General features: G+C 70.1%; 19 protein-coding genes and 5 pseudogenes. 10 read left to right on the forward strand and 14 right to left on the reverse strand.

The genetic code is table 11. The features are described 5' to 3' along the window. Nucleotides 1-841: biotin transporter BioY (locus tag ADK36_RS41500; RefSeq protein ID WP_053201302.1), on the reverse strand; the 841-nt coding region annotated here is incomplete at its 3' end. A 163-nt stretch (nt 842-1,004) separates the two neighbouring features. Further along, nucleotides 1,005-1,394 carry a cell division protein SepF gene (locus ADK36_RS41505; RefSeq protein ID WP_048587163.1) on the reverse strand — a complete coding sequence of 130 codons (390 nt, stop codon included), beginning with the start codon at nt 1,392-1,394 and terminating at the stop codon, nt 1,005-1,007. Nucleotides 1,395-1,748: 354 nt separating this feature from the next. Between ADK36_RS41505 and ADK36_RS41510 the strand changes: the two genes are divergently transcribed. Continuing rightward, nucleotides 1,749-5,699 carry a bifunctional nitrate reductase/sulfite reductase flavoprotein subunit alpha gene (locus ADK36_RS41510; RefSeq protein ID WP_234330069.1) on the forward strand — a complete coding sequence of 1,317 codons (3,951 nt, stop codon included), beginning with the start codon at nt 1,749-1,751 and terminating at the stop codon, nt 5,697-5,699. A gap of 114 nt (nt 5,700-5,813) precedes the next feature. After that, nucleotides 5,814-7,532 carry a hypothetical protein gene (locus ADK36_RS41515; protein ID WP_425315368.1) on the forward strand — a complete coding sequence of 573 codons (1,719 nt, stop codon included), beginning with the start codon at nt 5,814-5,816 and terminating at the stop codon, nt 7,530-7,532. Here the strand turns inward: ADK36_RS41515 and ADK36_RS41520 are convergent. Next, nucleotides 7,510-8,028 carry a YceI family protein gene (locus ADK36_RS41520; RefSeq protein WP_048587164.1) on the reverse strand — a complete coding sequence of 173 codons (519 nt, stop codon included), beginning with the start codon at nt 8,026-8,028 and terminating at the stop codon, nt 7,510-7,512. The genes ADK36_RS41515 and ADK36_RS41520 overlap by 23 nt on opposite strands. A gap of 111 nt (nt 8,029-8,139) precedes the next feature. Between ADK36_RS41520 and ADK36_RS41525 the strand changes: the two genes are divergently transcribed. Then, on the forward strand, nt 8,140-8,622 hold the full coding sequence (locus ADK36_RS41525) for a MarR family winged helix-turn-helix transcriptional regulator (protein ID WP_048587165.1): 483 nt from the start codon (nt 8,140-8,142) through the stop codon (nt 8,620-8,622). Between the two features lie 81 nt (nt 8,623-8,703). Further along, a complete protein-coding gene (locus ADK36_RS41530) occupies nt 8,704-11,835 on the forward strand; it encodes an FAD-binding and (Fe-S)-binding domain-containing protein (protein WP_053201304.1) in 3,132 nt (1,043 codons plus the stop codon). Between the two features lie 153 nt (nt 11,836-11,988). On the opposite strand, the gene ADK36_RS41535 is transcribed toward ADK36_RS41530, so the two are convergent. Beyond that, complete coding sequence (locus tag ADK36_RS41535) at nt 11,989-12,756, reverse strand: carbonic anhydrase (protein WP_053201306.1); 768 nt, start codon at nt 12,754-12,756, stop codon at nt 11,989-11,991. 226 nt (nt 12,757-12,982) lie between these two features. Here ADK36_RS41535 and ADK36_RS41540 point away from each other — a divergent pair, with 226 nt between their 5' ends. Next, nucleotides 12,983-13,438: a DUF6174 domain-containing protein gene (locus tag ADK36_RS41540; RefSeq protein WP_053201308.1), complete on the forward strand. Its 456-nt coding sequence runs from the start codon at nt 12,983-12,985 to the stop codon at nt 13,436-13,438. Nucleotides 13,439-13,448: 10 nt separating this feature from the next. On the opposite strand, the pseudogene ADK36_RS41545 reads toward ADK36_RS41540, so the two are convergent. Beyond that, a pseudogene (locus ADK36_RS41545) lies at nt 13,449-14,409 on the reverse strand (IS701 family transposase). Nucleotides 14,410-14,542: 133 nt separating this feature from the next. Next, nucleotides 14,543-15,220, reverse strand: coding sequence for a VOC family protein (locus ADK36_RS41550; protein ID WP_199830360.1), 678 nt, complete (start codon nt 15,218-15,220; stop codon nt 14,543-14,545). A 130-nt stretch (nt 15,221-15,350) separates the two neighbouring features. On the opposite strand from ADK36_RS41550, the pseudogene ADK36_RS41555 reads away from it, so the two are divergent. Further along, nucleotides 15,351-16,182: pseudogene (locus ADK36_RS41555) on the forward strand (IS5 family transposase). An 8-nt stretch (nt 16,183-16,190) separates the two neighbouring features. On the opposite strand, the gene ADK36_RS41560 reads toward ADK36_RS41555, so the two are convergent. Next, nucleotides 16,191-16,952: a hypothetical protein gene (locus ADK36_RS41560; RefSeq protein WP_048586323.1), complete on the reverse strand. Its 762-nt coding sequence runs from the start codon at nt 16,950-16,952 to the stop codon at nt 16,191-16,193. Between the two features lie 177 nt (nt 16,953-17,129). Here ADK36_RS41560 and ADK36_RS41565 point away from each other — a divergent pair. Together ADK36_RS41565 and ADK36_RS50820 are read left to right on the forward strand one after the other, a co-directional pair. Beyond that, a pseudogene (locus ADK36_RS41565) lies at nt 17,130-17,413 on the forward strand (transposase); the annotation flags it as partial. A 261-nt stretch (nt 17,414-17,674) separates the two neighbouring features. Further along, nucleotides 17,675-18,166: an alpha/beta hydrolase family protein gene (locus tag ADK36_RS50820; protein ID WP_234330066.1), complete on the forward strand. Its 492-nt coding sequence runs from the start codon at nt 17,675-17,677 to the stop codon at nt 18,164-18,166. Nucleotides 18,167-18,189: 23 nt separating this feature from the next. Here the strand turns inward: ADK36_RS50820 and ADK36_RS41575 are convergent, their stop codons facing one another. Together ADK36_RS41575 and ADK36_RS41580 are read right to left on the reverse strand one after the other, a co-directional pair. Continuing rightward, nucleotides 18,190-19,509 carry a phosphatase PAP2 family protein gene (locus ADK36_RS41575; protein ID WP_425315357.1) on the reverse strand — a complete coding sequence of 440 codons (1,320 nt, stop codon included), beginning with the start codon at nt 19,507-19,509 and terminating at the stop codon, nt 18,190-18,192. Nucleotides 19,510-19,637: 128 nt separating this feature from the next. Continuing rightward, a complete protein-coding gene (locus tag ADK36_RS41580) occupies nt 19,638-20,813 on the reverse strand; it encodes a hypothetical protein (protein WP_425315356.1) in 1,176 nt (391 codons plus the stop codon). Nucleotides 20,814-21,066: 253 nt separating this feature from the next. On the opposite strand from ADK36_RS41580, the gene ADK36_RS41585 reads away from it, so the two are divergent. Next, entirely contained in the window at nt 21,067-21,861 is a 795-nt protein-coding gene (locus ADK36_RS41585) for a polysaccharide deacetylase family protein (RefSeq protein WP_048586321.1), read from the forward strand. Nucleotides 21,862-21,934: 73 nt separating this feature from the next. Here the strand turns inward: ADK36_RS41585 and ADK36_RS41590 are convergent, their stop codons facing one another. From ADK36_RS41590 to ADK36_RS41610, 5 genes and pseudogenes are all read right to left on the reverse strand, one after another. Further along, nucleotides 21,935-22,690 carry a hypothetical protein gene (locus ADK36_RS41590; protein ID WP_053084765.1) on the reverse strand — a complete coding sequence of 252 codons (756 nt, stop codon included), beginning with the start codon at nt 22,688-22,690 and terminating at the stop codon, nt 21,935-21,937. Nucleotides 22,691-22,937: 247 nt separating this feature from the next. Continuing rightward, a pseudogene (locus ADK36_RS41595) lies at nt 22,938-23,492 on the reverse strand (AMP-binding protein); the annotation flags it as partial. Then, a pseudogene (locus tag ADK36_RS41600) lies at nt 23,489-23,802 on the reverse strand (bifunctional 3-(3-hydroxy-phenyl)propionate/3-hydroxycinnamic acid hydroxylase); the annotation flags it as partial. The pseudogenes ADK36_RS41600 and ADK36_RS41595, both read right to left, overlap by 4 nt. 213 nt (nt 23,803-24,015) lie before the next feature. Then, the gene (locus tag ADK36_RS41605) at nt 24,016-24,723 is read right to left on the reverse strand and encodes a polysaccharide deacetylase family protein (RefSeq protein ID WP_053201315.1); all 708 of its coding nucleotides are present in this window, start codon (nt 24,721-24,723) and stop codon (nt 24,016-24,018) included. Between the two features lie 2 nt (nt 24,724-24,725). After that, entirely contained in the window at nt 24,726-25,439 is a 714-nt protein-coding gene (locus ADK36_RS41610) for a glycoside hydrolase family 11 protein (protein WP_048586317.1), read from the reverse strand. Nucleotides 25,440-25,833: 394 nt separating this feature from the next. On the opposite strand from ADK36_RS41610, the gene ADK36_RS41615 reads away from it, so the two are divergent. Further along, complete coding sequence (locus tag ADK36_RS41615; protein ID WP_159029313.1) at nt 25,834-26,205, forward strand: hypothetical protein; 372 nt, start codon at nt 25,834-25,836, stop codon at nt 26,203-26,205. Nucleotides 26,206-26,629 lie beyond the last annotated feature (424 nt).

Raw genomic sequence — 26,629 nt, forward strand, 5'->3', positions numbered from 1 at the left:
CCCCCCGCACCGTCCCGTCCCCCAACACCTCGGCGACCACATCCGCCACCTCCCCCGCACACCCCGCCCGCACCGCCGCCACGAGCTGCCCATGCCGCCGCCCGCACTCGGCACGGGTCCGCCACAGCACCTCGGCAAGGTTGTCGCAGCCGGCGAGCAACCGCCCGGAACCGACCGGCACGGGCCCCCGCATCCGCTCGGGCCGAGGATCACAGGCGAAGACCGACCGCAACGCCACGACCATCTGCTCCGCGGCGGCGAGCACCCGTCGCTGCCCGTCCGTCTTCCCGGCCACCCGCAGCGGCAGCAGCGCGGTTCCGAGCCGGTCATCGGGCAGCGGAGCCCGCGTCACCGGCGACTGACCGGCCGTATGCCAGGCGGCCTGCACAAAGGGCCGGCTCGGATCACGCAGGGCCGTCTCCAGCAGGACGAGCCCACCCGCGCTCAACCGCTCCCCCACGATCCGCAGGCCGGGCTCGGCCTGGACGGCGACATCGAGCCGCACGGGCCCCTCGGGACCGTCGGCCGTGCACCCGATCCGGAAGCCACGCCGCCGCTGTGCGTCGGGCCGGGCCCGTTCCGGAACGCACGCGACCGGATCGGGGAACACCTCCCCCACCCCGGCACCGCCGCCGAGCCGCGCCAGCGCCTCGTACGCCCGTAACGCGGTCGTCTTCCCGCACCCGCTCGGCCCGGCGAAGAACGTGAGCGCGCCGAGCGGAAGCGCGACCCTCCGATGCCCGGCGAACGCGGACAGCCGCAGCTCGGTGACCTGAGGACGCCCGGGACACGCCTCGCCTGGGAGGCGGGCAGGAGACAACTCAGACGAGAACACGGCCATGCCCGGACCGTAGGCCCCCGGCGATCAGGCGAACCGTTCCACCCCGGCGCCCTTCCTACGATCGAGGGACCGCACGTGGGCGCGACCAGCCACAGACGACCCGCACCCGCAAGACAAAGCTCAGCAACGTCAGACACCCGGCGCCGTCAGCCGCCCGGCACCGTCACGTGCCCGGAACCCCCGCCCCCTCCATCAACCCGCTCACCTCGGTCCCGGGCGGCGTCAGCAGGAACACGTTCCGGTCCACCCGGTGCATCCCGCTCGCCAGCCCGAAGACGACACCCGTGCTGAAGTCCAGCACCCGCTTGGCGACCTCGGTCTCCGCTCCCGTCAGATCCAGCAGCACCGGAATCCCCGCCATCAGGGTCTCGGCGACATCGCGGGCGTCCGCGAAGACGTTGACCCGCAGAACGACGAACCGGCGGCGCGGCTCCGTCACCGCCTCCGGGGGGACTCGGTGGTCCACCGCGGACGGCCAGGCGTCACGGCCGCGCAACGGCACGACCTGGGCGAGCCCTTCCCACTGTTCATCGGTGACGTCGTGGCTGTTCACCGGCTCCCCCCGACCTGACTTGCCTTCAATGCCTGCACCAGCCAATTCTTACGCCAAGTCACCCGTTCGGCCCAACAGCGACACGGTGCGCGACCGCACCGAAACCGTCCCGCACGGCACCACCCACCCCCTCACATCGCCTCGTCTGCAACTGTGTGGCCGACGTAACTCCTCATGATCAAGGGATGTGACATCGACGTAACGGGCAATTCGTACGCTTCACTCACCACCCCGACCGCCGGAGAAGGGCAGCGCGTGATCTCGACCACCTCCACGACTCCGGTCTCCACGACTCAGGTCCGGACGGTCTGCACGTACTGCGGGGTCGGCTGCGGAATCCTGCTGGACGTCGGGATGGGGCCCGACGGGCGGCGTACGGTCCTGAAGGCGTCCGGTGACAAGGCGCACCCGGCGAACGCGGGCCGGTTGTGCACCAAGGGCGCGACCACGGCCGAGATGCTCGCCGCGCCCGGGCGGCTGACCACCGCGCTGGTCAGGGACGACCGGGGCGAGGAGCCGGTGCCCTCCCCGGTCGCCGACGCCATCGCCGAGACCGCCCGCCGGCTCCGCTCGATCATCGACGAGCACGGGCCGGACGCGGTCGGCTTCTATGTGTCCGGGCAGATGAGCCTGGAGGCCCAGTACCTGGCGAACAAGCTGGCCAAGGGGTTCGTCCGCACCAACCAGATCGAGTCGAACTCGCGGTTGTGCATGGCCAGTGCCGGGGCTGGTTACAAGCTCTCCCTGGGCGCCGACGGGCCGCCCGGGTCGTACGAGGACTTCGACAAGGCCGACGTGTTCCTCGTCACCGGCTCGAACATGGCCGACTGCCATCCCATCCTCTTCCTGCGGATGATGGATCGGGTCAAGGCGGGCGCGAAACTCATCGTGGTCGACCCGCGACGCACCGCCACCGCCGCCAAGGCCGACCTGTTCCTCCAGATCAAGCCGGGCACCGACCTCGCCCTGCTCAACGGCCTGCTGCACCTGCTCGTCGAGAACGGCCACACCGACCCCGACTTCATCGCGGCCCACACCGAGGGCTGGGAGGAGATGCCCGCCTTCCTCGCCGACTACGCGCCGGCCGCCGTCGCGGAGATCACGGGGATCGACGAGGACGACCTGCGCACGGCCGCCCGGCTGATCGGCGAGGCGGGCGAGTGGATGAGCTGCTGGACGATGGGGCTCAACCAGTCCACGCACGGCACCTGGAACACGAACGCCCTGGTCAATCTGCATCTGGCAACGGGTGCCATCTGCCGGCCGGGCTCCGGGCCGTTCTCGCTCACCGGGCAGCCCAACGCCATGGGCGGGCGCGAGATGGGGTACATGGGGCCGGGGCTGCCGGGGCAGCGGTCCGTGCTCGTCGAGGCCGAGCGGGACTTCGTCGAGGAGCTGTGGGAGCTGCCGCCGGGCACGCTGCGTGCCGACGGGGTCGGCAAGGGCACCGTCGAGATGTTCCAGAAGATGGCCGACGGCGAGATCAAGGCCTGCTGGATCATCTGCACCAATCCCGTCGCCTCGGTCGCCAACCGCCGTACGGTCATCGAGGGTCTTGAGGCCGCCGAGTTCGTCGTCACGCAGGACGTCTTCGGTGAGACCGAGACCAACGCGTACGCCGATGTCGTGCTGCCCGGCGCGATGTGGACCGAGGGCGAGGGCGTCTTCGTCAACAGTGAGCGCAATCTGACGCTGACCCGGGCCATGACCGACCCGCCCGGGGAGGCGATGGCGGACTGGCGGATCATCGCGGCGGTCGCGTGCGCGATGGGGTACGAGAAGGGGTTCTCGTACGAGAGTGCCGAGGACGTCTTCGAGGAGATACGGCGGGCCTGGAACCCGGTGACCGGCTGGGATCTGCGGGGGGTGACGTACGAGCGGCTGCGGGCCACGCCCGTGCAGTGGCCGGCCGCCGATGTGGCGGGCCCGGAGCGCAATCCGATCCGGTACGTCGGCGCGGACGGCGAGCTGCGGTTCCCTACCGGGAGCGGGCGGGCCGCCTTCCATGCGCGGCCGCACATGCCGGCCGCCGAGATGCCCGACGACGACTACCCCTTCGTACTGAACACCGGGCGGGTGCAGCACCAGTGGCACACGTTGACCAAGACCGGGCGGGTCGCCAAGCTCAACAAGCTGAACCCGGGGCCGTTCGTGGAGGTGCATCCGCGGGACGCGCGTGAGCTGGGGATCGCCGACGGGGACCGGGTGGAGGTCGCCTCGCGGCGGGGGCGGGCGGTACTGCCGGCCGTGGTGACGGACCGGGTGCGGCCCGGGGGCTGTTTCGCGCCGTTCCACTGGAACGACCTCTTCGGGGAGTATCTGAGCGTCAACGCGGTGACGAGCGACGCGGTGGACCCGATCTCCTTCCAGCCGGAGTTCAAGGTGTGCGCGGTGTCCTTGACCAGGGTGGCGGCTCCGGTGCCGGAAGGGCCGGTGGGGCCGGTTGAGGCGCTGACGCCGACGGCTGTCACACCCGGCTCCGCTGATCCGTTCGGTCTGGCACCCTCCCCGCCGCCCGTCCTGACCGCCCAGGAACGCCTGTATCTGACGGGCTTCCTCGCCGGCATCGGGAGCGGCGCACCCGGGATCCCCGTCCTGCCGCCGGACGCGCCCTTCAGCCCCGAGCACGCACTGTGGGTCAACGGCGTGCTCGCCGGGATGTACTCCCGCACGGCGGCGGAACCGGTGACGCGTGACGGCCGTGAGGTCGTCGTGCTGTGGGCCTCGCAGACCGGCAACGCCGAGGAGTTCGCCACCGCCACCGCCGAGCGACTGGGCGCGGCGGGGCACCGGGCCACCCTGGTCGGCATGGACGAGGCCGATGTCCCCGCTCTCGCCCGTGCGGCCGACCTTCTCTTCATCACCAGCACGTTCGGCGACGGTGACGCCCCGGACAACGGGTCGGGCTTCTGGGACACGCTGTCCGACGCGGAGGCTCCGCGGCTGGACGGGGTGCGGTACGCCGTGCTCGCTTTCGGCGACTCGTCCTACGACGACTTCTGTGGCCACGGGCGTCGGCTGGACGCGCGGCTGGGCGAACTGGGCGCGGTGCGCATGGCCCCCCGTACGGACTGCGAACCGGACTTCGAGCCGTCCGCCGGGGTGTGGCTCGACCAGGTCCTGACGGCACTGGGCGGCACGCAGACACCCGCTGTCCCGAAGCCGACCGGGAAACCGAAGGCCGGTGCCAAGCCCGCCCCCGCCACCGCCCGCCTCGTCGGCAACCGGCTGCTCAGCCGGACCGGTGCGGGCAAGGAGGTGCGGCGTTTCACCTTCGACACGAGCGGGACCCCGCTGACGTACGAGGCGGGCGACGCGCTCGGCGTGCGGCCGGTCAACTCGCCCGCGCTGGTGGAGGAGTGGCTGGCGGTCACCGGCGTCGACGGATCGACCGCCCTGGAGCTGGACGGCGTCGGCGGGACCACCTTCGCCGAGGCCCTGCACCGGCACCTGGACATCACGAGGATCACCCCTGACCTGCTCCGCTTCGTCGCCGAACGCGTCCGCGACGACCGGGAGCTGCGCCGGCTGCTGCGGCCCGACAACAAGGACGGTCTGGCGCAGTGGAGTTGGGGTCGGCAGGCCGCGGACGTCATCGCCGAGCATCCGGTGCGGGCGAGCGCCGAGGACTGGGCCGGGGTGCTCAAGAAGCTCCAGCCGCGCCTGTACTCCATATCGTCCAGCCCGCTCGTCGACCCGCACAGCGTGTCGCTGACGGTCTCCGTCGTGCGGTACGAGAACCTGCACGGCCGGCCGCGCGGCGGGGTCTGCTCGCCCTTCCTGGCCGATGCCGAACCGGACACCGAGGTGCCGGTCTTCGTCCAGCGCTCCCCGCACTTCCGGCCGCCCGCGGACGCCTCGACGCCGATGGTGATGGTCGGCCCGGGCACCGGTGTCGCCCCGTTCGTCGGCTTCCTCCAGGAGCGGCGCGCGCTCGGGCACCGGGCACCCAACTGGCTGTTCTTCGGGGAGCAGCACCGGGCCAGCGACTTCTACTACGAGGAGGAGCTGACCACGCTCCTCGACGAGGGCGCCCTCGCCCGCCTCGACACCGCGTTCTCCCGGGACCAGCGCAACAAGGTGTACGTGCAGGACCGGATGCGCGAGCACGGCCCCGAGCTGTGGCGCTGGCTCCAGGACGGCGCCCACTTCTACGTCTGCGGCGACGCCTCGCGCATGGCCAAGGACGTGGACCAGGCGCTCCGGGACATCGCGGTCGCGCACGGCGGGCTGGAGGAGGCCGAGGCGGCGGCGTACGTGAAGCAGCTGGCGGCGGCGAAACGGTACGTTCGGGACGTGTACTAGCCCCTCGTGCGGGGCGTGTACCAGCCCTTCCCGGGGATCTTCTCACCCGCCTCACACCGGACTCTTCACCTCCGGGGGCACCCCGCTCACCAGGCATGATTACGTTCCGGTGCCGTGCAGTCGGCAGAACAGCAACGGGTGGCGCCCGGCCGGTGGACGCGGCCGGCGGCGCCCGCCGTCCCGGAACCCCCCGCCCAGTGGCACCGCGTCCTGACCCTCCTCGCGGACATCAGCCTCTTCGTCGGCACCCGCCCGATCTGGACCCAGGCGGCCAGTCACCGTCTTGTCGTGGCCGCCGTCATCTCGGCGTGCTACGCCTCGATCCTGGCGTGCGGCGTGCTGACCCTGGTCGTGCGGCGGGCGCGCTCACTGGCCCGCCTCGACCTGTGCGTCCTGGTGACCGCCGTGACGCTGACGCTGTGCGCGTGGGCGATGAACCACGGCGGCAGCGACGAGGCGATCCTCACCACCCAGGCCGCCCGTGAACTGGTCGCCGGGCACCCGGTCTACGGGCAGCCGTGGCCCTGGCTCTTCGGCCACGGCGTCGCCCTCACCCCGACGGTCACGGGCGGCTACGACTTCACGTACGGCTATCCGCCGCTGACACCGCTGCTCACCGCGCCGCTGCTGTGGCTGGGGCACGGGGCACTGCCCGCGACGGTCGTGAGCACGGCCGCGCTCATCGCCGGCGCCGTCGCGCTGTGGCGGATGCTGCCCACGCCGTGGCGGTCGGCGGCCACCATGGTCTGCCTCGGCTTCGGTTTCCTGCCGTCGTACGGCCGCCTCGGCTATCCGGCGATCGTGGCGCTGGCCCTGCTGGTGCCGGTGGTGGTGCGGTGGCCGCGGCTCGGGCGGGGCGGGCGGCTCGGGGTGGCCGGGCTGGCGCGGGCGGCGTGTCTGGGGGCGGCTTGCGCGGCACAGCAACTGCCGTGGTTCGTCACGCCGTTCCTGCTGGCCGGGGTCTACGCCGTGCGGCGCGGGGAGTCGGGGGCGCGGGCGGCGGCGCTGGTGGTGGCGCGGATCGCCGGGGCCGCCGGGGTCGTGTGGCTGCTGGTCAACACCTACTTCGTCGTGAGCGAGCCGGGCACCTGGGTCCGGGGCATCGCGCTGCCGCTGACGCAGGGCGCGGTGATCCACGGACAGGGAGTGGTCGGCGTGTCCCTGTACTTCACCGACGGCAGCGACCGGCTCGACTGGTACTCGCACGCGAGCATGCTGCTGGCGGCGGGGCTCTTCGCGCTGTTCGTGTTGTTCGTTCGGCGGCTGGGGCCCGCGGCGACCGTTCTGCCGTGGTGCGCGTTCTTTCTGGCGACGCGGTCCCAGGACGGCTACTACGTGATGATGACGCCGCTGTGGCTCGCGGCGGCGGTGACCGCCCCGGCGTCGGAGTTCGCGACCGCCTGGCAGCCGCGTCCGGGGATGCTGTCCCGGCGCCCGGCACGTATCGCGGCGGCCGTGCTCCTGCTCACGCCGGCTCTGACGAGCGCGGCATGGGCGGCGACGGGGACGCCTCCGCTGCGCCTGCGGGTGGTGTCCGCGCGATGGGCGGCGCCGACTGCCGTGAGCCGCCTCGGCGTCGAGGTCACCAACACGGAAGCCGCCGCGCTCGCGCCCCACTTCACGCTCACCACGGGGCAGGGCATGAACCAGTACTGGACGGTCGTACGGGGCCCGGCCACGCTGCCCGCTCACGCTACGGCCCGCTATGAACTCCGGCCGCCCGCAGGGAGGTTCGTCCTCCCCCGTCCGGGCGTACGGATCCGGCTGCGGGCCTTCACGGCCGTACCGCAGACACTGTCGAGCGCGGACGTCAGGCTGCCGCGGTCCGGGTGAAGCGGAGCGTGCCGGCGACCGTGGTGAGGCCGCGGATCATGCCGAGCTGGTTCCAGCCCATGCCGAACTGGTCGCGGTCCACGGTGAACTCGGCGTCCAGGGTGAGCGATCCGGTGTCCGCGCCGACGAGTCGGGCGGTGAACGACTTGGGGCGGCTGATGCCGCGGACGGTGAGCTGACCGACGACGTGCACGGTGTCGCCGTCGCGCAGCTCGGCGCTGCGGACCGAGAAGGTGATCTCGGGGTGGTGGGCGGCGTCGAAGAAGTCGGCGGAGCGCAGGTGCTCGTCGCGCTTGGCGTTGCGGGTGTCCAGGGAGGCGACGTCAAGGGTGATCGTGCCGGCGGCGGATCCGTCGGGCCGCACCTCGCCGTTGCCGGTGACGGCGTCGAAGGTGCCCTTCACGGTCATCAGGCCCCAGAACGTCCGGTGCCGGACGGCGACGGTGGAGGCGCTGGGGTCGAGCTGCCATGTTCCGGTTTCGACGGCGACGGTCATGATCTTTCACTCCTGGGCATCGGGGTCATGGGGGGCGCATGTGTAGTCCAAATTTGGATGACCCCACGCTAGCCGATACTCCAATTTTGGACAACAGCTACACTCGAAATCATGGCCGACCTCCCCGAATGCCCCTCCGCCTCCGGCGACGGGCTCCTGCCTGCCGAGCTGCACGCCTGGATGCTGATGCTGGCCGCGACGGGGGCCGTCGAGCAGGAGCTGCGCGGCGTGGTCAAAGAACGGCTGGACATCTCGCACGACGAGTTCCTGGTCCTGTGCCTGCTCGCCGGGGACCCCGGGGAGGCCCTGCGCATGACGCGGATCGCCGAGCTCCTGGGCCGCCCCAAGACCCGGCTCACCTACCAGATCGCCTGTCTCCAGCACGCCGGCCTGGTCACCCGCAAGTCGGTCTGCGGCGACAAGCGGGGCGTCGAGGTCGCCCTCACCGAGAAGGCACGGGGCCTGCTCAAGGACGCCTCCGGGGTTCTCGCCGAGACGGTCAAGGAGGCGCTGGCGCGGTTCATGGGCCCCACCCAGCGCGAGGCGATGGGCGCGCTGATGCCCGACTTCGCGGCCGAGACGACGCCGGAGTAGTCAGCGGTTCGGGCGCCGGGCGGTTGCCGGTGCGGTTGCGGGTACCCGGGCGGGGCCCGCCACCACACCGAGGAGGGGTTCATGGGGACCTCGGAGCTGCCCGCTCCCGTCGTACGTCGCGAGGCCGGACCCCCGCCCGACCAGGCCGCCCTGGAGGCCGCGCTGCGCCGGCGCGTCGACGGCGAGGTCCGTTTCGACGCCGGGAGCCGGGCCGCGTACTCCACCGACGCCTCGAACTACCGCCAGACGCCGATCGGTGTGGTCGTACCGCACACCCCGGAGGCGGCCGCGGAGGCGGTGGCCGTCGCCCGGGAGCACGACGCGCCCGTGCTGTCGCGGGGCGGCGGGACGAGCCTGGCGGGTCAGTGCGCCAACACGGCCGTGGTCATCGACTGGTCGAAGTACTGCACGGGCCTGGAGTCGGTCGACGTCGACGCCCGTACCTGTGTCGTCCAGCCGGGGATCGTCCTCGACGAGCTCAACCGCCGGCTCGCCCCGACCGGGCTGCGCTTCGGCCCCGAACCCGCCACCCACGCCAACTGCACCATCGGCGGCATGATCGGCAACAACTCCTGCGGCGCCACGGCGCAGGCGCACGGCAAGGTCGTCGACAACATCGCCCGCCTGGAGGTGCTCCTCTACGACGGCACCCGCTTCTGGTGCGGGGGGACGAGCGACGAGGAGTACGCCGAGATCGAGCGGCACGGTGATCTACGGGCGTCCCTCTACCGACGGTTGCGCGCCCTGCGCGACACGTACGCCGACGACATCCGCCGCCGCTTCCCGCGGATCCCCCGCCGCGTCTCCGGCTACAACCTCGACTCGCTCCTCCCCGAGCACGGCTTCGACGTCGCCGGTCTGCTGGTCGGCAGCGAGTCGACGCTCGTCACCGTCCTGCGGGCGGAGCTGGAACTGGTGCCGGTGGTGAAGGAACGCACGCTGGTGGTGCTGGGGTTCCCGGACATCGCGCTCGCCGCGGACGCCGTACCGGAAATCCTGCCGTACGAGCCGATCGCGCTGGAGGGCGTCGACCGTCATCTGATCCACGACGAGCGGCTCAAGCACCTCAACGAGGGAGCACTCGGCCAGATGCCCGAGGGAAACGCCTTCCTGATGGTGCAGTTCGGCGGCGAGACCGTCGAGGAGGCCGACGAGCACGCCCACCGGATGCTGGACGCACTGCACGAGTCCGAGCACGACGCGGAGGTCGCCTTCCTCGACGACCCCGCCCACGAGGAGCGGCTCTGGCAGGTCCGCGAGGCCGGACTCGGCGCCACCGCGCACATCCCGGACCACCCGGACACCTGGGAGGGCTGGGAGGACTCGGCGGTGCCGCCGGAGCGGCTCGGCGAGTATCTGCGGCGGCTGCGCGGCCTGTTCGAGGAGTTCGGGTACGAGAGCGACACCGGGCCCAGCCTCTACGGCCACTTCGGGCAGGGGTGCGTGCACACGCGGATCCCGTTCGACCTGTACAGCGCTCAGGGGGTGGCCGACTGCCGCCGGTTCATGGAGCGGGCGGCCGATCTCGTGGTCGGGTTCGGCGGGTCCTTCTCCGGAGAGCACGGCGACGGGCAGAGCCGGGGCGAGCTGCTGCCGCGGATGTTCGGGGAGGAGCTGGTGGAGGCGTTCGGGCGGCTCAAGGGCATCTTCGACCCGGCCGACCGGATGAACCCCGGGAAGGTCGTGGCCCCGTACCGGCTCGACGAGAACCTGCGCCTCGGCGGTGACTGGGCCCCGTACGCCCCCCGCGACCTGCACTTCGGCTTCCCGCACGACGGCGGGTCGTTCACCGAGGCCGCCAACCGGTGTGTGGGCGTGGGCAAATGCCGTCGCCTCGACACCGAGGACGGCACGGTGATGTGCCCGTCGTACCAGGTCACGCTGGAGGAGGAGCACTCCACGCGGGGCCGGGCCCGGCTGCTGTTCGAGATGCTCGACGGGCACGGCGACAGCGCGATCCGCGACGGCTGGCGTTCGCGGGCGGTCAAGGACGCGCTCGATCTGTGCCTGGCCTGCAAGGGCTGCAAGAGCGACTGCCCGGCCGATGTCGACATGGCGACGTACAAGGCGGAGTTCCTGTCCCACCACTACGCGGGTCGGCCCTGGCGCAGGCCGCGGTCCGATCTGTCGATGGGGTGGCTGCCGGTCGCCGCCCAGGCTGTGGGCCGTTCCGGACTCGGGCCGGTGGTCAACGCGTTCACCCACACTCCGCCCCTGTCGCGTGCGGCCCTCGCGGTGGCCGGGATCGAGGACCGGGAAGTGCCGCTGTTCGCACGGCAGTCGCTGCAGAACTGGTTCGCCCGCCGCAACCACACCGTCACGGGGGAGCACGGCACGGTACTGCTGTGGCCGGACACGTTCACCAACTTCTTCCATCCGCACGTCGGGCAGGCGGCGGTGGAACTGCTGGAGCACGCGGGCTGGCGGGTGACCATGCCCACCGAACCGCTGTGCTGCGGCCTGACATGGATCTCCACCGGTCAACTGGGCGTCGCCGAACGCGTCCTGGCCCGTACCGTCCGCCACCTGGCCGATCATCTGCGGGACGGCGGTCTGGTGGTCGGCCTGGAACCGAGCTGTACCGCCGTATTCCGGTCGGACGCTGGGGAGCTGTTCCCCGGCGACCGGGATGTGCGGCGGCTGGCGGAACAGACGGTGACCCTGTCGGAGCTGCTCACCGAGCACACCCCGGGCTACGAGCCCCCGCAGGTCCCCGGCCGAACGGCCCGCGCACTGGCCCAGGTGCACTGCCACCAGCACGCCGTACTGGGCTGGGAGGCCGACGAGAAGCTGCTCCGCGACGCCGGGGTCGACGCCGAACGACTGGACTCCGGCTGCTGCGGCCTGGCCGGCAACTTCGGCTTCGAACAAGGCCACCTGGAGGTCAGCCGCGCCTGCGCGGAACGCGTCCTGCTGCCGCGGCTGCGGGCGGCGGACGTAGGCACGGTGGTCCTCGCGGACGGCTTCAGCTGCCGGACCCAGATCCACGAGTTCGACAGCGGCGGCCACGAGGGCGTCCATCTGGCGGAACTGCTGGCATCGGCGCTGCCGCCCGTGTCCGGCGTGGCGGGAAGTGCGTACGGGGTGGCTCCGGGCGCCCGGCCGACACCTCCGGGCCGCGGGGCGCGGGCCCTGGCGCTGGCTTGGGCGGGGGTCGTGGTGGGCGGGGTGGTCGCGGGGGCGGTCCGGAGGATTCGGGGACCGCGTTGCTGATCGGGACCGGGGACTTGAAAGACATCGGGGCTGAAAGACATCGGGGCTGAGGCGGTAGCGCGGTGGACGGGAGCCCGGCTCGGGCGGCTCGTACTCCCGTCGCTCCCGTCGCTCCCGTCACTCCCGCTCTCCGCCGCGGCGAACTGCCGCCGGTCAGGCGGGGGGTGCGCCGTCGATGATCTCCATCCGGCCGGTGTCGAGGGAGTAGTAGGCACTGACGACGGCCAGTCCGCCCTTCTTCACGAGCGGGGCGAGGGCGGGGTCGGTGCGCAGGCCGGCGGCCGTCTGCTGGGCATGGGCGCGGATCATGGCGTCGACCGGGTCGGCGTGCTTCACCTTGGACACGGCCTCGTACGCAGGGCGGACGGCCTCGGCGATCGACTGGAGGTCGCCCGGCAGCGGCTTGCGCTCCTTCAGGGCCTTGTACGAGGCCTTGACCGCACCGCAACGCTGGTGCCCGAGGACGAGGATCAGCGGGGTGCCCGAGGTCACGGGCCCGTACTCGACGGAACCGGTGACCACCGGGGCGACCACCTGGCCCCCGGTGCGTATCGAGAACAGGTCGCCGATCCCGGTGTCGAAGACCATCTCCGGCGGCACCCGGGAGTCGATGCACGAGACTATGACGCCGTACGGATCCTGCTCCTCGGCGACGGACTCACGCCGGTCGAGACCCTGGTTGGGGCGCTGGAGCGTCCCGTTCACCCAGCGCTTGTTGCCGTCCAGCAGCCGTGCGAGCGCCGCGGAGGGGGTCTTGGGGGGTGCGCCCCCGGACGAGGCGGGAGCCGCCGCCGCCACGGCCGACGGCTGCGGTGCCGAGCCGTTGTCCGACGTCGTCGAACAGCCCGTGATCACGGCCGCGGTCGCCACCAGCCCTCCGGTGATGACGGCTCGGCGCTGCGGTTGCGAGACACTGCCCATGGCACGCTTCCCTTCTGCTGTTTCCCCTGGTGGGGCGGGTGGTGCCACCTTTTCGAAACAGCAGTTAGGGCCCGTACAGCGCTGATGCAGCGCACGAGAAGCGCCCGTCCAAATCACGGAGAGTGGCCCGTCGGCTGCGCCGGACATGCGGGAGTCCACGCGCCCGCCGAACGTTCCCCAGGCAACCGGCGTCATAGCGACAGCCGTCTTCGAAGGGACAGTCCCCATGACCCCCGTGCCCGCCGCCGCCCGTGCCGTGTTCAAGGCCGCACTGATCGGAGGGCTGCTCTGGGCGGTCACCGCCTGCGGCACCGAGAAGCCGGCACCGGCCTCCCACCAGGACCGGTGGAAGGAGCCCGCCTCGTACACCTACACGCTCCGGTCGAGCGAAGGCGAGCGGGCCCTCATCGGCACCTTCCGGATCACCGTCCGAAACGGCAGCGTGGCCAAGGCGACGGGCCTCGACGACAGCGGACGGAGCGTGGTCGCGGACCTCCCCGACGCGGTGCCCACCATCGGGCAGCTCCTCGCCGAACTGGACCAGGCGCGACGGGACGACGCGGACACGGCCGAGGCGGAGTACGCGCCCGACGGGCACCCGGTGCGGATCTCCCTGGACTGGGAGGAGAACGCGATCGACGACGAGGCCCGGTACGTCATCACTTCCCTTGATGTCACCTAGTAGTGCTTCGTTAGGTTCTGGATCTTGGGTCGAGCCGCCGCAGGGTGAGGAAGGCCTGGGCGGCGGTGACGAGGGTGACGTGGTGGTGCCGGCCGCGCCAGGTGCGGCCTTCGAAGTGGTCCAGGCCGAGGCCGTGTTTGAGTTCGCGGTAGTCGTGCTCGATCCGCCAGCAGGGTGTCGGCGTCGATGAGGCCGGGAAGCGGTCAGGCGGGGTCGCGGTAACGGGGCAGTGTGGGCGGCCCCAGCCCGCCGTAGTCGGGCTGATGAGGTTCGGCGGCTGTGGGCCGGGCGATCTCCTTGGGGTCGACGGCCGTGACGTAGGACCAGCCGCGCTCTTCCAGCGCGAGCCGGAAGGAGACACTGCGGCCACATCCGGCATCCGCCACGATCACCGGTACCGCCAGCCCCTGCGCGGCCAGCCGGTCCAGCAGCCCCAGCGCCAGACGCGTCTTGGACACATGCCCGACCTCGTCGGGCACCCCGGCCCGCCGACGCCGCTGCTGGTCTTGCGACCATTCCCCGGGCAGGAACAACTCCCACTCCAGCGGGCAGGAGGCAGTGTCGGTGGCCGCGTGCACACTGACCGCGACCTGGCAGTTCGCCCGCTTGCCCAGGGCCCCGCAGTACTGCCGGGCCACCCCGACCGAGGCGGTGCCGCACTTGGGGAACGACACGTCGTCGACCACCCACACCTCAGGGTGGATCGCTTCGCACAACCGCTCGGCGATCCGCCGCCTGACCGGCAGCGGATCCCACGGCGACTGGTTCACGAACTGCTGCAGAGCCTGCATGTTGCCGTCCGGCAGCCGCTCGGCCATCGGCTGGATCGACTTGCGCCGGCCATCCAGCATCAGACCCCGCAGATAACACTCGCCCCACCGCCGCTGATCACGCCGCGGCACCGAAGCAAACACATCAGCAACGAACTCCGATAACTCACCCCGGAGCCGCTCCACCTCCCCCAACCTCATGCCTCGAAGAGGCCCACCACCAGGCGAGATCACCCAAGGTAACGAAGCACTACTAGGTTCTGTCCGGCGGATCATTGCTTGATCGGTGTCGTCCTGGTGACCTCTCGCATGACACACCGGCCTGGGCTTGGGCTCACCCCTGGTACAGGTCGATGTGGTTGCCGCCGGGGTCCTGCACCGTCGACGACCGTGGCTTCCACGGCCTGTCGACCGGTGCTTGGATCTCCACGGCGCCGGCGGCGAGCGCACGCGCGTGCGCGGCGTCGATGTCCTCGACGCCCAGGCCGAATTTGGCCGGCCCGCCAGGCCACGGGTGTGACTCGGAGCCGGCCACCGTCAAGAGGAAGAAGTCGTCGTCCGGGTATGTGCCGAACTGGAACGAGCTGATCTCCTCGTGGTAGGCGGCGTCGAAAGCATCGCGGTAGAACGCGACCGACGCCGGCAGGTCATCGGCCACGATCGTGACTTGGCTGATACGGCGGGTCTTCACGGGTATCCCTTTCTCCATGTAGCGATCTACGGTCTCTATGAGCTTCGTCAGCGAGTCGGCTCTGGCTTGCAGGCGTTCGCGGTGCTCGGCAAGCACAGCGCCGATGCCGTGTTCGCCAACCGCGCGCATGGCCTCGACGGGAACCTGGAGATGGCGCAACGTCGCGTACAGACGCGCCTCGTCAACCTGGTCAGACCTGTACCGCCGGTATCCGGTGTCGGGGTCGACGTAGGCGGGTCTCAGTAGCCCGACGTCGTCGTAATGCCGCAACGCAGTGATCGACAGACCGGTGACCAGCGAAAAGCTCCCGATGCTCAGCACGGGACCATTCTGCGAGTCTCGGGTCGCCCGAGAGTCAAGCAAGCAGTGCTGCACACCAAAGAATCCGGCGACGACCTCCTCTACTTACAAGTCATCTCATTTGGCTGAGTAGGCTGCTGCTGTGGAGGGGATCGTTGAGCGGCTAGTGCCAGATGAGCTGTGGAGGCTGTTCCAGCGGGTGGTGCCGGAGGCGCCGTCGCGACCGCAAGGCGGCGGTCGGCGTCGTCACGGCGACCGTGAGGTGCTGGCCGCGATCGTGTTCGTGGCGACGTCGGGCTTCACGTGGCAGCAGTTGCCAGCGGCCTCTTTCGGCCCGTCAGGTGCGACGGCCCACCGCCGGTTCGCCGAATGGACCAGGGCCCGGATGTGGGCCAAACTTCACCGCCTGGTCCTCGACGAACTCGGCTCTCGCGGCGACCTGGACTGGTCGCGGTGCGCGATCGACTCGGTGAACATGCGAGCTCTGAAAAAGGGGGATCTGACAGGTCCGAATCCTGTCGACCGGGGCAAGTACGGCTCGAAGATCCATCTGATCACCGAGCGGACCGGTCTGCCCCTGTCTGTCGGTATCTCCGGCGCCAACGTCCACGACAGCCAGGCCCTGGTCCCTCTCGTGAAGGGCATACCTCCGATCCGGTCCCGTCGCGGCCCTCGTCGGCGTAGGCCCGGCAAGCTCCACGCCGACAAGGGCTACGACTACCGCCACCTGCGGCAATGGCTTTCACAGCGAGGCATCCAGCACCGTGTTGCCCGCAAGGGCGTCGATACTCGGTCGACACCGCTGGACCATTGAACGGACCATGGCCTGGCTCGCTGGCTGCCGCCGACTCCACCGCCGCTACGAACGCAAAGCCGAGCACTTCCTCGGCTTCACCAGCCTCGCCTGCACCCTCATCTGCTACCGCAGACTCACGAAACGACCTGGTAGTACGCCAACCCGGCAGTCACCATCACGTAGGTGACGCGGACATCAGTTCACAACGACATTGTCCCCGGACGACATCGACGGTCCGGTGGTGGTGTTGCCGTAGTACACCCAGCGCCACGTACCCGTCTTGGAGGCCTTCACGGTTGTCCTGAGATCACCCGAGCTGTTCGCGTACACCTTCTTCACCGTGGTGTAGGAGGCGGCGCCGGAGGGCTTGAACTGCAGGCTGACCAGGCGGCCTCCGTAGGAGGCGTACTTCCTGGTCTCCCAGTTGGCCCGTGTGACCTTTCCGGTCACGGTGATGGTCTTGTCCTTGGCCACCGGTTCGGGCGAGGCGTTGACGGTCAGGCGGGAGTTGCGCTTGACGTGGACCGTCAGACCCTCGTCGTCCGTGTCACCGCCGTCGCCCTTGAAGTACACCCGGGCCGCGACCTTCCAGGCCCCGGCCTCACTGTTGCGCATGTCCCACACACTCGGGTCGAAGTACATCGTCTCGTCGAAGTCGCAGACGCCCGAGCTCACCTTGATGCAGTCGCTCGTCTCGATGGCGTGCCACAGTTCATCCCCACCGTTGCGGTACAGGTACACCGCTGGGTACTCCCAGGCCTGAGTGGTCGCCATCCGGAACGAGGCGGGCACCGCAACCTCGTTCGACACCCCGATCACGATCGGCTTGCCGTCGTTCACTTGGACACGGGTGAACGAGACACCACCCTCGGCCGCCCCGGCCGGCGCCGCGGCCACGGCCGTGAACACCGCCGCCGCGCCACCGGCCACGACGACTCTCCAGAACTGCTTCCCCACCTGATCCCCAATCTCCGTACGCAATACAGCCGGAGGTATATCCCTCCAGCGCCCTACAGACAGCCGGCATTCGCACGGGGTTGTGCACCCGCGCATCACAATGCGGTCTCGGACAATCCCCGCCTGAGTTCGGCGTGTCCGGGCACCCGGCACACGGTGTGGGTGGCGGAGACGTGCAAGCTCCACGCCGACAAGGGCTACGACTACCGCCACCTGCGGCAATGGCTTTCACAGCGAGGCATCCAGCACCGTGTTGCCCGCAAGGGCGTCGATATGTTGCCCGCAAGGGCGTCGATAGCTCTCAGCGACTCGGTCGACACCGCTGGACCATTGAACGGACCATGGCCCGGCTCGCTGGCTGCCGCCGACTCCACCGCCGCTACGGACGCAAAGCCGAGCACTTCCTCGGCTTCACCAGCCTCGCCTGCACCCTCATCTGCTACCGCAGACTCACCAAATGAGATGACTTGTTACTACTGATCATGTCCGGAGCCATAACCGGATGGCGGCCAGGGTGACCACGTGGACGACAGCGCTCACTCAGTGATCCGCCGGACAGAACCCAGTGACGTTCTGTCGCTTGAGGACAGACGACGAGGACGGGTGACGAGGGGCCATGACCACCGACAAGCGCGGCGGAGGAGGGATGAGTGAGCAGCGGCGGGCGCGGCTGCGGCTGGAGATCTCGCGGGAGGCGGCGCGGCTGTTCTGGGCCGATCGTCATGCAGGGTGTCGTCACCCTCATCGGCGTGCTGCGCGGCTGGCCCCGGCACCGCTCTCTCGAAGACCACCTGGCCACGGAACTGACCCGGCTCCAACACGAGAACCCGCCCCGTCGATGTCGCCGACGAGATGCTCGCGATGAGGACGATCCAGCTCGCCGACTCCGAGCCGGCGCTCCGCACGGCGCGGCTGACGGCCTGCCACCAGACAGAACGGGAGCTGCGCGCGATCGTCGGCGACCGTCCGGAGCGCGGCTACACGGTGCCTGGGCCGTCGCCGAGGGGTACGCGGACCGGGACCCCGCCGCGATCTTCGAGGGCTCCTACGGCGGTTACGCCGCCCTGGCCGGCGTCAGCTTCACCCCCGACGTCTTCGCCGCCGCGATCGATGTCTGCGGCTCCTCGAACCTCGTCACCTTCCTGCGGACCGTGCCGGAGTTCGTGCGACCCACCTGGTCAACAACCGGTACCTCTACGCCGGCACACCGCTGATGGTCGTCCAGGGCCAACACGACTCACACCAGTTCGGGTTGCGGATCCGGTTGCAGCGCAGGTGCGGTCTTCGGCACCCACAGTCTGGTGGTCCGTACGAAACCGAGGATCACCGAGGCCGTCACCAGAAGGAGAAGTGGCCCGAAGAGCCAAGGCCGGTCGGCCATTTCGACCGGCAGAAAGCGATAGGCCACCAGGAGCGCGACGAAGACCGTCGCCCCGTAAGCGACCAGTTGGATTCCCGGTCGATCCCAGCCACGCGCCTGCGCGCGCAGGGCCGCCTCGATCGTGAGCGCGAACACCACGCCGGCCACCAGGTCCACGCCGTAGTGGTAGCCGAATCCCAGCGTGGCGCCGAGCGTGGCAACCAGCCAGAACGTGCCGGCGAAGCGCAGAACCCGTGGTCCCGTGCGGGAGTGAACGAAGATCGTGACGGCCCACGCCGTGTGCAGGCTGGGCATGCAGTTGCGTGGAGTGATCTCGTCGTACGGCATCGGGAGCGGGGCACTGAGCGGCGGCGCCGTCTCCGGCCAGATGTTGGCCACCGCCCAGTGCTCACCACCAGTGCCGAAGGCCCCGGTGCCATAGGCGAAGACCGGTCCGACCACCGGGAAGACCATGTAGATGGCCGGCCCGACGAGCCCGATCACCAGGAAGGTGCGCACGAGATGGTGGGCCGGGAACCTGCGCTCGACCGCCACGTGCCGCAGCTGGTACAGCGCGACGACGACCGCGGCCACCGCGAGCTGGACGTAGACGAAGTCGAGAACATGAGGGCCGACGGGTTCGGTGGCTCTGACGATCCGGCCCACCACCCAGGACGGGTTGCCCAGCGCGTGATCGGCGACGGCCAGGTACTGGTCGAGCACCGTCGGGCGGGTCTTCGAGGTGATCAGCAGCCAGGTGTCGCCGGTCTTACGGCCGGCCACCAGCAGCAGGGCCAGCCCCACGCCCTTCAGCAGCAGGACACGTTCCGCGCCGGTGCGGCGGGTGACCGCGATGACCGCGCAGCCCAGAATCACCCACAGCGCACCGTTTCCGAAGGGATGACCTTCGGTCACCTCGATACCGGCGGCCCACCGCACCACCAGAAATACGACGTCGATACCGAGCGCGGCACCCAGTGCGACAAACCGCTGCCGCCAGGTGAACACCACCATCATCAGCGCCATGCTGGCGTACAGGAGAAATCCCGATTTAGGCGGGAATATCACCTCTTGCAGCTGACAGGTGACGGGCCCCGGCAGGTCGTAACGGCGCGCCGCTATCTCAAGCGCGACAAGGAATCCGAGGGTGACGACTCCCGCGGTGACCCACAGGATCACTCGTGGTTGACGCCACACGGCCAACTGGTTTCCGCGTCTTATTCGCGAGAATATCCGCGAGGTTATATTTATCAATTATTTGGTCGATTTGTCATGTGCTCGGGCAACGAAGGGCGATCGTTAGTTCGATCATGTTATCGGAGCGGTCAAGAGGGCCGCCCGGCCTTCGCGTGCGGCGGTTCGTTCAGGCGGTCGGTGATCGAGCCGGTGGGGCGCGCCGAGTGGCGCCGGCGCCGGTCCCGCACCGGCCAGAAAAGGACATACGCGGTGGATACGACGACGAAGCCCAGGCGGATCAGACCGCGGGCCGCGTCATCGGGAACGACGAACACCGTGCCGTACAGGGTGATCAGCCCGACCCAGCTCCACCAGGGCACCAGGCGCCGCTGCCCGATCACGTCCCAGAGCAGTGTGCCCAGCAGGACGGAGGCGGTGTAGTACGTGTAGACGCTCGGGTCCAGGACGATCCGGGCGTTGGCGCCGAGCAGGACGACGGCGGGCCAGCGGCCTCGCCGGACCGCGAGGCAGCCTAGCGCCAACCCCAGTGCCGCCTGTGCGGGCCGGTCCCAGGGAGGGGTTTGCGGATCGTCGACGCCGAGCCAGCGCAGCGCGGACGCGGGCTGGTTGGGGATGGTGAACTCGGCTGCGGCGAACGACTGCGGGGCGCCGAGGAGGAACGGCAGCCAGACGAGCGCGACCAGAGCCGCGCACCACAGCCCCGCGCGCAGCAACTGTCTTCGCGGCAGCGCGAGCAGCAACGGCAGGAAGGCCAGAGCGGTCGGTTTGGAGTCCATGGCCAAGGCCAGGAAGATGCCCGTCGCGGCGGCGTTGCCGCGGGTGAGGGCGTGTACGGCCAGGGCCGTGAAGAAGAGGGCCAGAACGTCGTCGAGGTGGCCGAAGCGGACGGCGACCTCGATCCACATCGGGATGAAGGCCAGGCCGGCGATCAGCACGCGCTGCCGCAGCCGCTGGTGGTTGGTGCCGGTGCCCAGGAAGTGCCAGGCGGCGCTGCGTCCGGCCACCACCAGTATCACCAGGCCGAGCAGGGACATCACAGCGGCGGCCAGGAACTGCCCGACGGCGTCGGGAAAGGGGTTGAACAGGCCCGCCGCCAGGAAGCTGACGGGGCCCATCTGCAGTTCGGGGTGATGGGCGTACAGGTTCAGACCGCCGTCCGGCCGCCCCGGGCCGGCGTAGATCAACTCGCCGCCGGTGCGCAGATAGTGCCAGGAGAACCCCCCGTTCGGCTGGACCACGGCGAACCACAGGACTGCCCAGGCGGCGAGCAGCACCAGGTGCATCCGCTGGCTGATGGCCGACACGCCTTCTCCTCCTCGGTGCTTGTCGCCGCGCACGGTTCCCCCGTCCCACGCACACAGTTCGTGCGCCCCTCCTTGAGATGGCTGGAAGGCAGGAAAGGTTCTTTCGAGGAAGAGGGTCCGCCCCCGTGGTGACCGGTCTCTCGTCGCGTCCCCGCGGAAATGTGCGTGATCGGTAACAGACGGATCCCTCGGCCGCCTCCACCCCTCTTGCCGGATGCACGGGGCCACACAGCGACGGCAAGGAACAGACGACATGGTGCGAAGCGGCGGACGGGGTTGGTACGGCAAGGTGCTCGCGGCGGCGCTCGGGGTGACCACGGTGGCCGCCGTGACCTCGTTCTGGAACGGGCAACTGAGTTCCCCTCAGGGACGGCCCGCCCAGCCGGGCGCCTCGGCGCCTGCCGCCAAGTCGCCCACTCAGCCGCAGGGCCGGAAGGCGACGCCTGTGTCGGCGGAGATCGCGCATGCCTCGGACGGGGGCGCCCGAAGCGTCAACATCACCATCGACGACGGACCGGACCCCGTCTGGACACCGCAGGTGCTGGAGCTGCTGCGGGACAACGGCGTGAAGGCCACGTTCTGCATGGTGGGCACGCAGGCTCAGGCACATCCGGACCTGGTCAAGGCGGTCGTGGCGGCCGGGCACCGGCTGTGCGACCACACGGTTTCGCACGACGTCACCATGGACCGCAAGTCCCGGGCCTACCAGTCACAGCAGATCCGGGACGCCGAACGCCTGATCACCGAGGCGTCCGGGGGCGTACGCCCGATGTACTACCGGGCCCCGGGAGGCGCGTTCACCCCCTACAGCCGCCATCTCGCCGCGTCCCGTGGAATGCGCCCGCTCGGCTGGAACGTCGACTCCAAGGACTTCGAGCGCCTCGGCACGAACACGATCGTCGCCACCGTCAGGAACGAGCTCCCCAACGGCCCGACCCTCCTCTTCCACGACGCGGGAGGCGACCGCTCCCAGACCGTGGCCGCCCTGCGCGAGCTCCTGCCCTGGCTGAAGGAACAGGGGTACTCCTTCGGCTTCCCCGTGCGCTGACCGCGGCCGCCACCGCGCGGCGAGCTGCCCGGTGGCGGCGACGATGCTGGTGGCCTGGACGGCTGAAGGGCGGTCAGAACGACGAGGGGGCGTCTCCGCGGAACGGGGGCACCACCTCGCAGCGCCGCGGGGACGCCGGAAGCGTGGGCTTGTCCCGGTGCGGCACAGCGGTGGCGCGCACCGGGGTCGTGGCCAGTACGGCCGAGGTCGTGAGGGTCCCTGAGGACTTGTGCGTGTGCCGCTCACCGAGGCTGTCGTCGATCCGCACGACGAACCCGGTGGTCCTGCCCGCCGGCTCAGCCAGGTCGATCATGCCGGCCACCGCCGAGACCTTCTCGTACAGCGTCTTGCCCTGGGCACCGCGCGCCGGTTCGTCGGACCTGGCGACGGTACGCAGCGCGTCCAGGATCCGCACCAGGTTGTGCCCCGAGACGAACACGTCCTGCATCCCGTCGGCATCCTTGGTGATACGGCCCTTCGGCAGGTTCGGATTGGCGGTGAAGAGGCCCAGGTGCCTGCCGTCTGGACCGGCCCGGTTCCCCGCGTCGTACGTGCTCTGGGTCCAGAAGGGTTTCCACACCCCGAAGGCCGCCCGCGCCATGAACGTCCATGTGTCCTCGTGGCAGCGCAACGTGACGTAGGAGATGCCTGCCAGTCGCCGCATCACCTCGCCGTGTCGACCGGCGGAGATCTCGTTCGCGGCACGTGCGGCGAGGTCGACGGCCCGGTCCTCCTCGCGCCACCGCTCCTCCTGCTGCCAGCGGCGGTTCGCCAGGTCCCGCTTGTGCCGCCGGCCTTCGACGTACTGTTCGACAAGGGTTCTGAGCACGACAGGGTCACTCCCCGCCCGGCGTGGTGGAACCGACCGCGAATGCCCGGGTCGGCAAGGCGTTTCGCCGGGATACGGCCCGGTCAAGGTCTTCGAGGAGCAAAAGCGAACTCATACTGTCTGAAACGCGCCAGCGACCTTCAAGACACGCTGCGGCGTCCCGACCGCCTGCCGTCCCGGGATGGCCCTGCTAGCCGCCCGTGCGGGACAGGGCGGCGGCGAGGGTGAGTGGCGCGGTTCTCATGCCGATCAGCACAGCCGGCTCCAACTGCGCGAACCGGTCGGCGGCCGCCTTCGGGGCGTAGTCCTGCCCGCACACCGACCACACGGCACCCAGGCTCGCGGCGGCCAGGAACGCGACGATCGCGTGCGGGGTGTTGGGCAGGTAGCCCACGACCCGGTCGCCCTTGCCGACGCCCAGGTCACGCAGGGTGGCCGCGACGGAGGCGACCAGGGAGCGCAGCCGCTCCCCCGTCACCGGGTAGCCGGAACCGGTCTCGTCCAACGCGATGATCGCGGGCCGGTCGGCGGCGAGGTCGCGCAGGGCGTGGTGGGCGTAGTTGAGGGTGGCACCGGGCATGACCTCCGCTGCCAGCACCCGCTCGTACGGGCTGTCCGCGTCGATGTCGAAGTACTCCCACACCGCGCCCCAGAAGCCCTCCAGGTCGGTGACCGACCAGCGGTGCAGGGCGGTGTAGTCGGCGCCGTCCATCCCGGCGTGGCGGGCGAAGTCCATGATGCGGCTGCCGGCGACGGCCTGCGGGTCGGGCGTCGTGAAGGGGTCCGGGTACGGCCTGGTCATCGTGTGGCTCTCCTCAGCAGGCTCTTCTCGACGGTCGGTGGGCAAGGGTGGGGGCTGCGGGTGGTGTGCAGGAGGGACGCCCAGGTGGCGGTGTCCGTGAAGGCATGGCCGCCTGCCGGGACCACGTCCATGACGACGCGGTCGGGACGCAGCACCACGGCGTCCGCACGGCCGGCGCGCAGCCAGGCGGCGAGCGTGCCGTCGTCGCCGAGATCGGCCACGGGGACCGCCCGGACGCCCCGAGCCCTTGGGCGAGCGCGTTCAGCGCGGGCCAGGGATCGGCGGCGGTCAGGACGGTGAAGGAGTCGTCAGGGATGTCCCGCAGCGGCACGGGCTCGCCGGGGGCCTTGTCGAGCAGGGCCTTCAGAGGCGGGAGCGGCTCGCCTTGCAGGGCACGGACGGGTGCGGGCCCCATCAATGCCGTCCGGGCCGTCGCCTACACCCACGACTCGCCGGCGCCACACGGCCGGCACGTGCTGGCAGCCCGAGCGGGGCTGCCAGCTCAGATCCTTGCGCGACAGGCTCAGCCCGGGGCCACGGCTCGGCCGGTCGTGGGGGAGATCATCCCGGCACACAGCCCTCGAGCTGCCAGCCCCTGCGCTATCCGCGGTATCGCGGCGAGGGAGTTGGCGGACCAGTCGTGCATGAGGATGACCTGCCCGCTGGTGAGCCGCCCGGCGGCCGCCACGATCGCATCCGTACTGGCCCCGTTCCAGTCCTGCGAGTCGACGTTCCAGAGGATCTCGGTCAGCCCGTACTTGGCCGCGACCGCCTTCACCGTCGCGTTGGTTTCGCCGTACGGCGGCCGGAACAGCCGCGGGGTACCGCCGCCCGCGCTCGCGATGGCCTGCTGGGTCCGGTAGATCTCGGAGTCGACCGTCGCCTGGCTCTGCTGGGTGAGGTGCGGGTGGGTGTAACTGTGGTTGCCGACCCACATACCGGCGCTGACCTGGGCCCGCACCTGGGCCGGGTTGGCGGCCGCGTACTGGCCCTGGTTGAACATGGTGGCCCGCAGTTCGTTCTGCCGGAGTGCGTTGAGCAGGGCCGGGGTCTTGCCGGACGGCCCGTCGTCGAAGGTGAGCCCGACGTAGCCGTTACAGGCGGCGGCCTGGGCAGGGGCGCCGGCGTGGACGGTGAGGGTGGCGGCGGCAAGGGCCGCGACGACGGCGAGCCGGGCGGCGAGGGATCGTAACGGGCGTTGCCCGCGAAGGGCGCTCGTCTGGCGGTCCATGGTCACCCCACCGTGATGTTGGAGTTGCCGCTGCTGCGGTAGCCCTCGGTCGCCATGATCATGTAGTAGCGGAAGCTGCCGAGGGTCATCCCGGCACGGGCCCAGGCGTCGAAGTGGTTCCCGGTGGTGATGGCGCCCCCCGTCCGCTTGGACCGCCGGACACTCCAGTACTGGTTGAAGGTGCGGGTGCCCTCGACCGACGGGGCGTTGTACCGGGTGGTCTGGTAGATGTCGTACGTCCCACCGTCACTGGTGACACTGCCCTTGTACGTCCCCGTCGGCCGGTAGGTCCCCCAGCTGTCGACGACGTAGTACTCGACGAGCGGGTTCGAGGTCCAGCCGTACAGACACAGGTAGGCGTTGCCGGACGGGTTGAAGGAGCCCGAGTAACTCACCGTCCTACGACTGCCGTTGCTCCACCCCTTCCCCGCGACGAAGTTGCCGGTGTTGCTCCATGAGGTGCGGTAGTTCCCACCGGAGCTGAGCGTCATGGAGACGGTCCCCGGCGCGTCGGTCCAGAACGAGTAGTAGTAGCCGTTGTTCGTCCCGGTCTGATTCGCGGTGATGACGGTGTCCGCGTGGGCGGTCCCGGGCAGGGCGACCCCGGCCGCGACGGCCAGAGCCGTGACACCGACACCGCTGACGAACGTCCTGCGGCTCATGGGGTGTTCGGATGCGGATGCGGGTGGGGGTGTGGGTGCGGGTGCATCGTTCATGTGCCTGCTTCCTCCTCGTCGAGTAGCTCGGTCATCGGCAGTTTTGGAGTGACCCTGCCAACTGTCAATAGTTTCGGTAATCACTTCGAAACATTCTGACGGAGAGGGAGAGGCTGGAGTGGATGTCTTGCCTGGTCAACGGCCATGCATGACTAACAAATCTAAGGTTGATGGGCCGTGCCACCAAGGTGAGATCAATTCCGAACTCATCCTTTACGAATGTTTCGAAGATTTCCCGATCAAGGGCCGCCCTGAAGCTTGGTCGGATGGCACGAAAGCGGAACACGGGCCCCGCGCCAGGACCACGACACGGCGGGTCTCCGTCCATGCGTGAGCCACAGAGGAAAACAGGTCGCGGGAACCCTCGGACCGGTGAAACCCAGGTCAGGAGCGCTTGGCCACCGACTCACGGATGGCAACGCGGGAGCGGGTGTTGGCCTGTTCGAGGGAGACCCGTCGGCAGGGCGCCAGGCGCGGGATGCGGGTACGCCAGACATCCGGACGCTGTCCGCGGCTGAGGCTGCTCGACCGGGAACCCGGGGCGGAGGTGCGGGCGTTCGAGCCGGTGCTGCGCCTGCTGGAGAAGCGCGTCGCTCCGCACATGGAAGTCCTGCGGCCTGGCCTGATCGCCGCGCCCGCTCGCGAACCCGCCCGCCCTTTCGGCGGCGAGCAGGCCCTGGTGGAACACATAGGACTGCGCGACCTGGAGACTGCGGACGCCGTCGACGCCATCCAAGCCAGTGCCGGTGAACGGCATTACCGGTGACGGCCCACCGATGAACACCGCCACCACCTGATCTGCCGTGCCGACTGCAGCAGCCGGCCGGTGGAGGCCGAGGTCGTCGAGGAGTGGGCCGGACGGATCGCCTCCGACTCCGGATTCGCCGCGGTGGAGGACGCCGTCGAACTCACCGGCGTCTGCGCCGGCTGCCAACCCCCACCGAGTGAGGAGAACTGCCGTCATACCCCTGGGATTCGGGCCGGGAAACCCCGCCTCACCGAGCCCGCACCTACGCGGGCTGAACGAGAGCGTACGCACCCTGCTGGACCTCGGCGACGACACCGCCGTCATGATCCGCCAGCTCGCCTGCACCGAACCGGGATGCCCGCCCTCGGAGACGGTCGTCGCCGCCCTGCCGATGAACAGCGAAGCCCCCGGTCACACTGGAACTGCGGTTCATCCGCCCACC

The organism is Streptomyces viridochromogenes, from assembly GCF_001270495.1.
In the GTDB taxonomy this organism is placed as follows: domain Bacteria; phylum Actinomycetota; class Actinomycetes; order Streptomycetales; family Streptomycetaceae; genus Streptomyces; species Streptomyces viridochromogenes_A.

Excerpts from the sequence above, each read along its gene's own strand:
- ADK36_RS41540 (WP_053201308.1), top strand. The coding sequence starts at position 12,983 with ATGACCCCCGTGCCCGCCGCCGCCCGTGCCGTGTTCAAGGCCGCACTG.
- ADK36_RS41510 (WP_234330069.1), top strand. The coding sequence starts at position 1,749 with ATGGGGCCCGACGGGCGGCGTACGGTCCTGAAGGCGTCCGGTGACAAG.
- ADK36_RS41610 (WP_048586317.1), bottom strand. The coding sequence starts at position 25,439 with ATGAACGATGCACCCGCACCCACACCCCCACCCGCATCCGCATCCGAA.
- ADK36_RS50820 (WP_234330066.1), top strand. The coding sequence starts at position 17,675 with ATGCAGGGTGTCGTCACCCTCATCGGCGTGCTGCGCGGCTGGCCCCGG.
- ADK36_RS41520 (WP_048587164.1), bottom strand. The coding sequence starts at position 8,028 with ATGACCGTCGCCGTCGAAACCGGAACATGGCAGCTCGACCCCAGCGCC.
- ADK36_RS41605 (WP_053201315.1), bottom strand. The coding sequence starts at position 24,723 with ATGGACCGCCAGACGAGCGCCCTTCGCGGGCAACGCCCGTTACGATCC.
- ADK36_RS41525 (WP_048587165.1), top strand. The coding sequence starts at position 8,140 with ATGGCCGACCTCCCCGAATGCCCCTCCGCCTCCGGCGACGGGCTCCTG.
- ADK36_RS41530 (WP_053201304.1), top strand. The coding sequence starts at position 8,704 with ATGGGGACCTCGGAGCTGCCCGCTCCCGTCGTACGTCGCGAGGCCGGA.
- ADK36_RS41585 (WP_048586321.1), top strand. The coding sequence starts at position 21,067 with ATGGTGCGAAGCGGCGGACGGGGTTGGTACGGCAAGGTGCTCGCGGCG.
- ADK36_RS41535 (WP_053201306.1), bottom strand. The coding sequence starts at position 12,756 with ATGGGCAGTGTCTCGCAACCGCAGCGCCGAGCCGTCATCACCGGAGGG.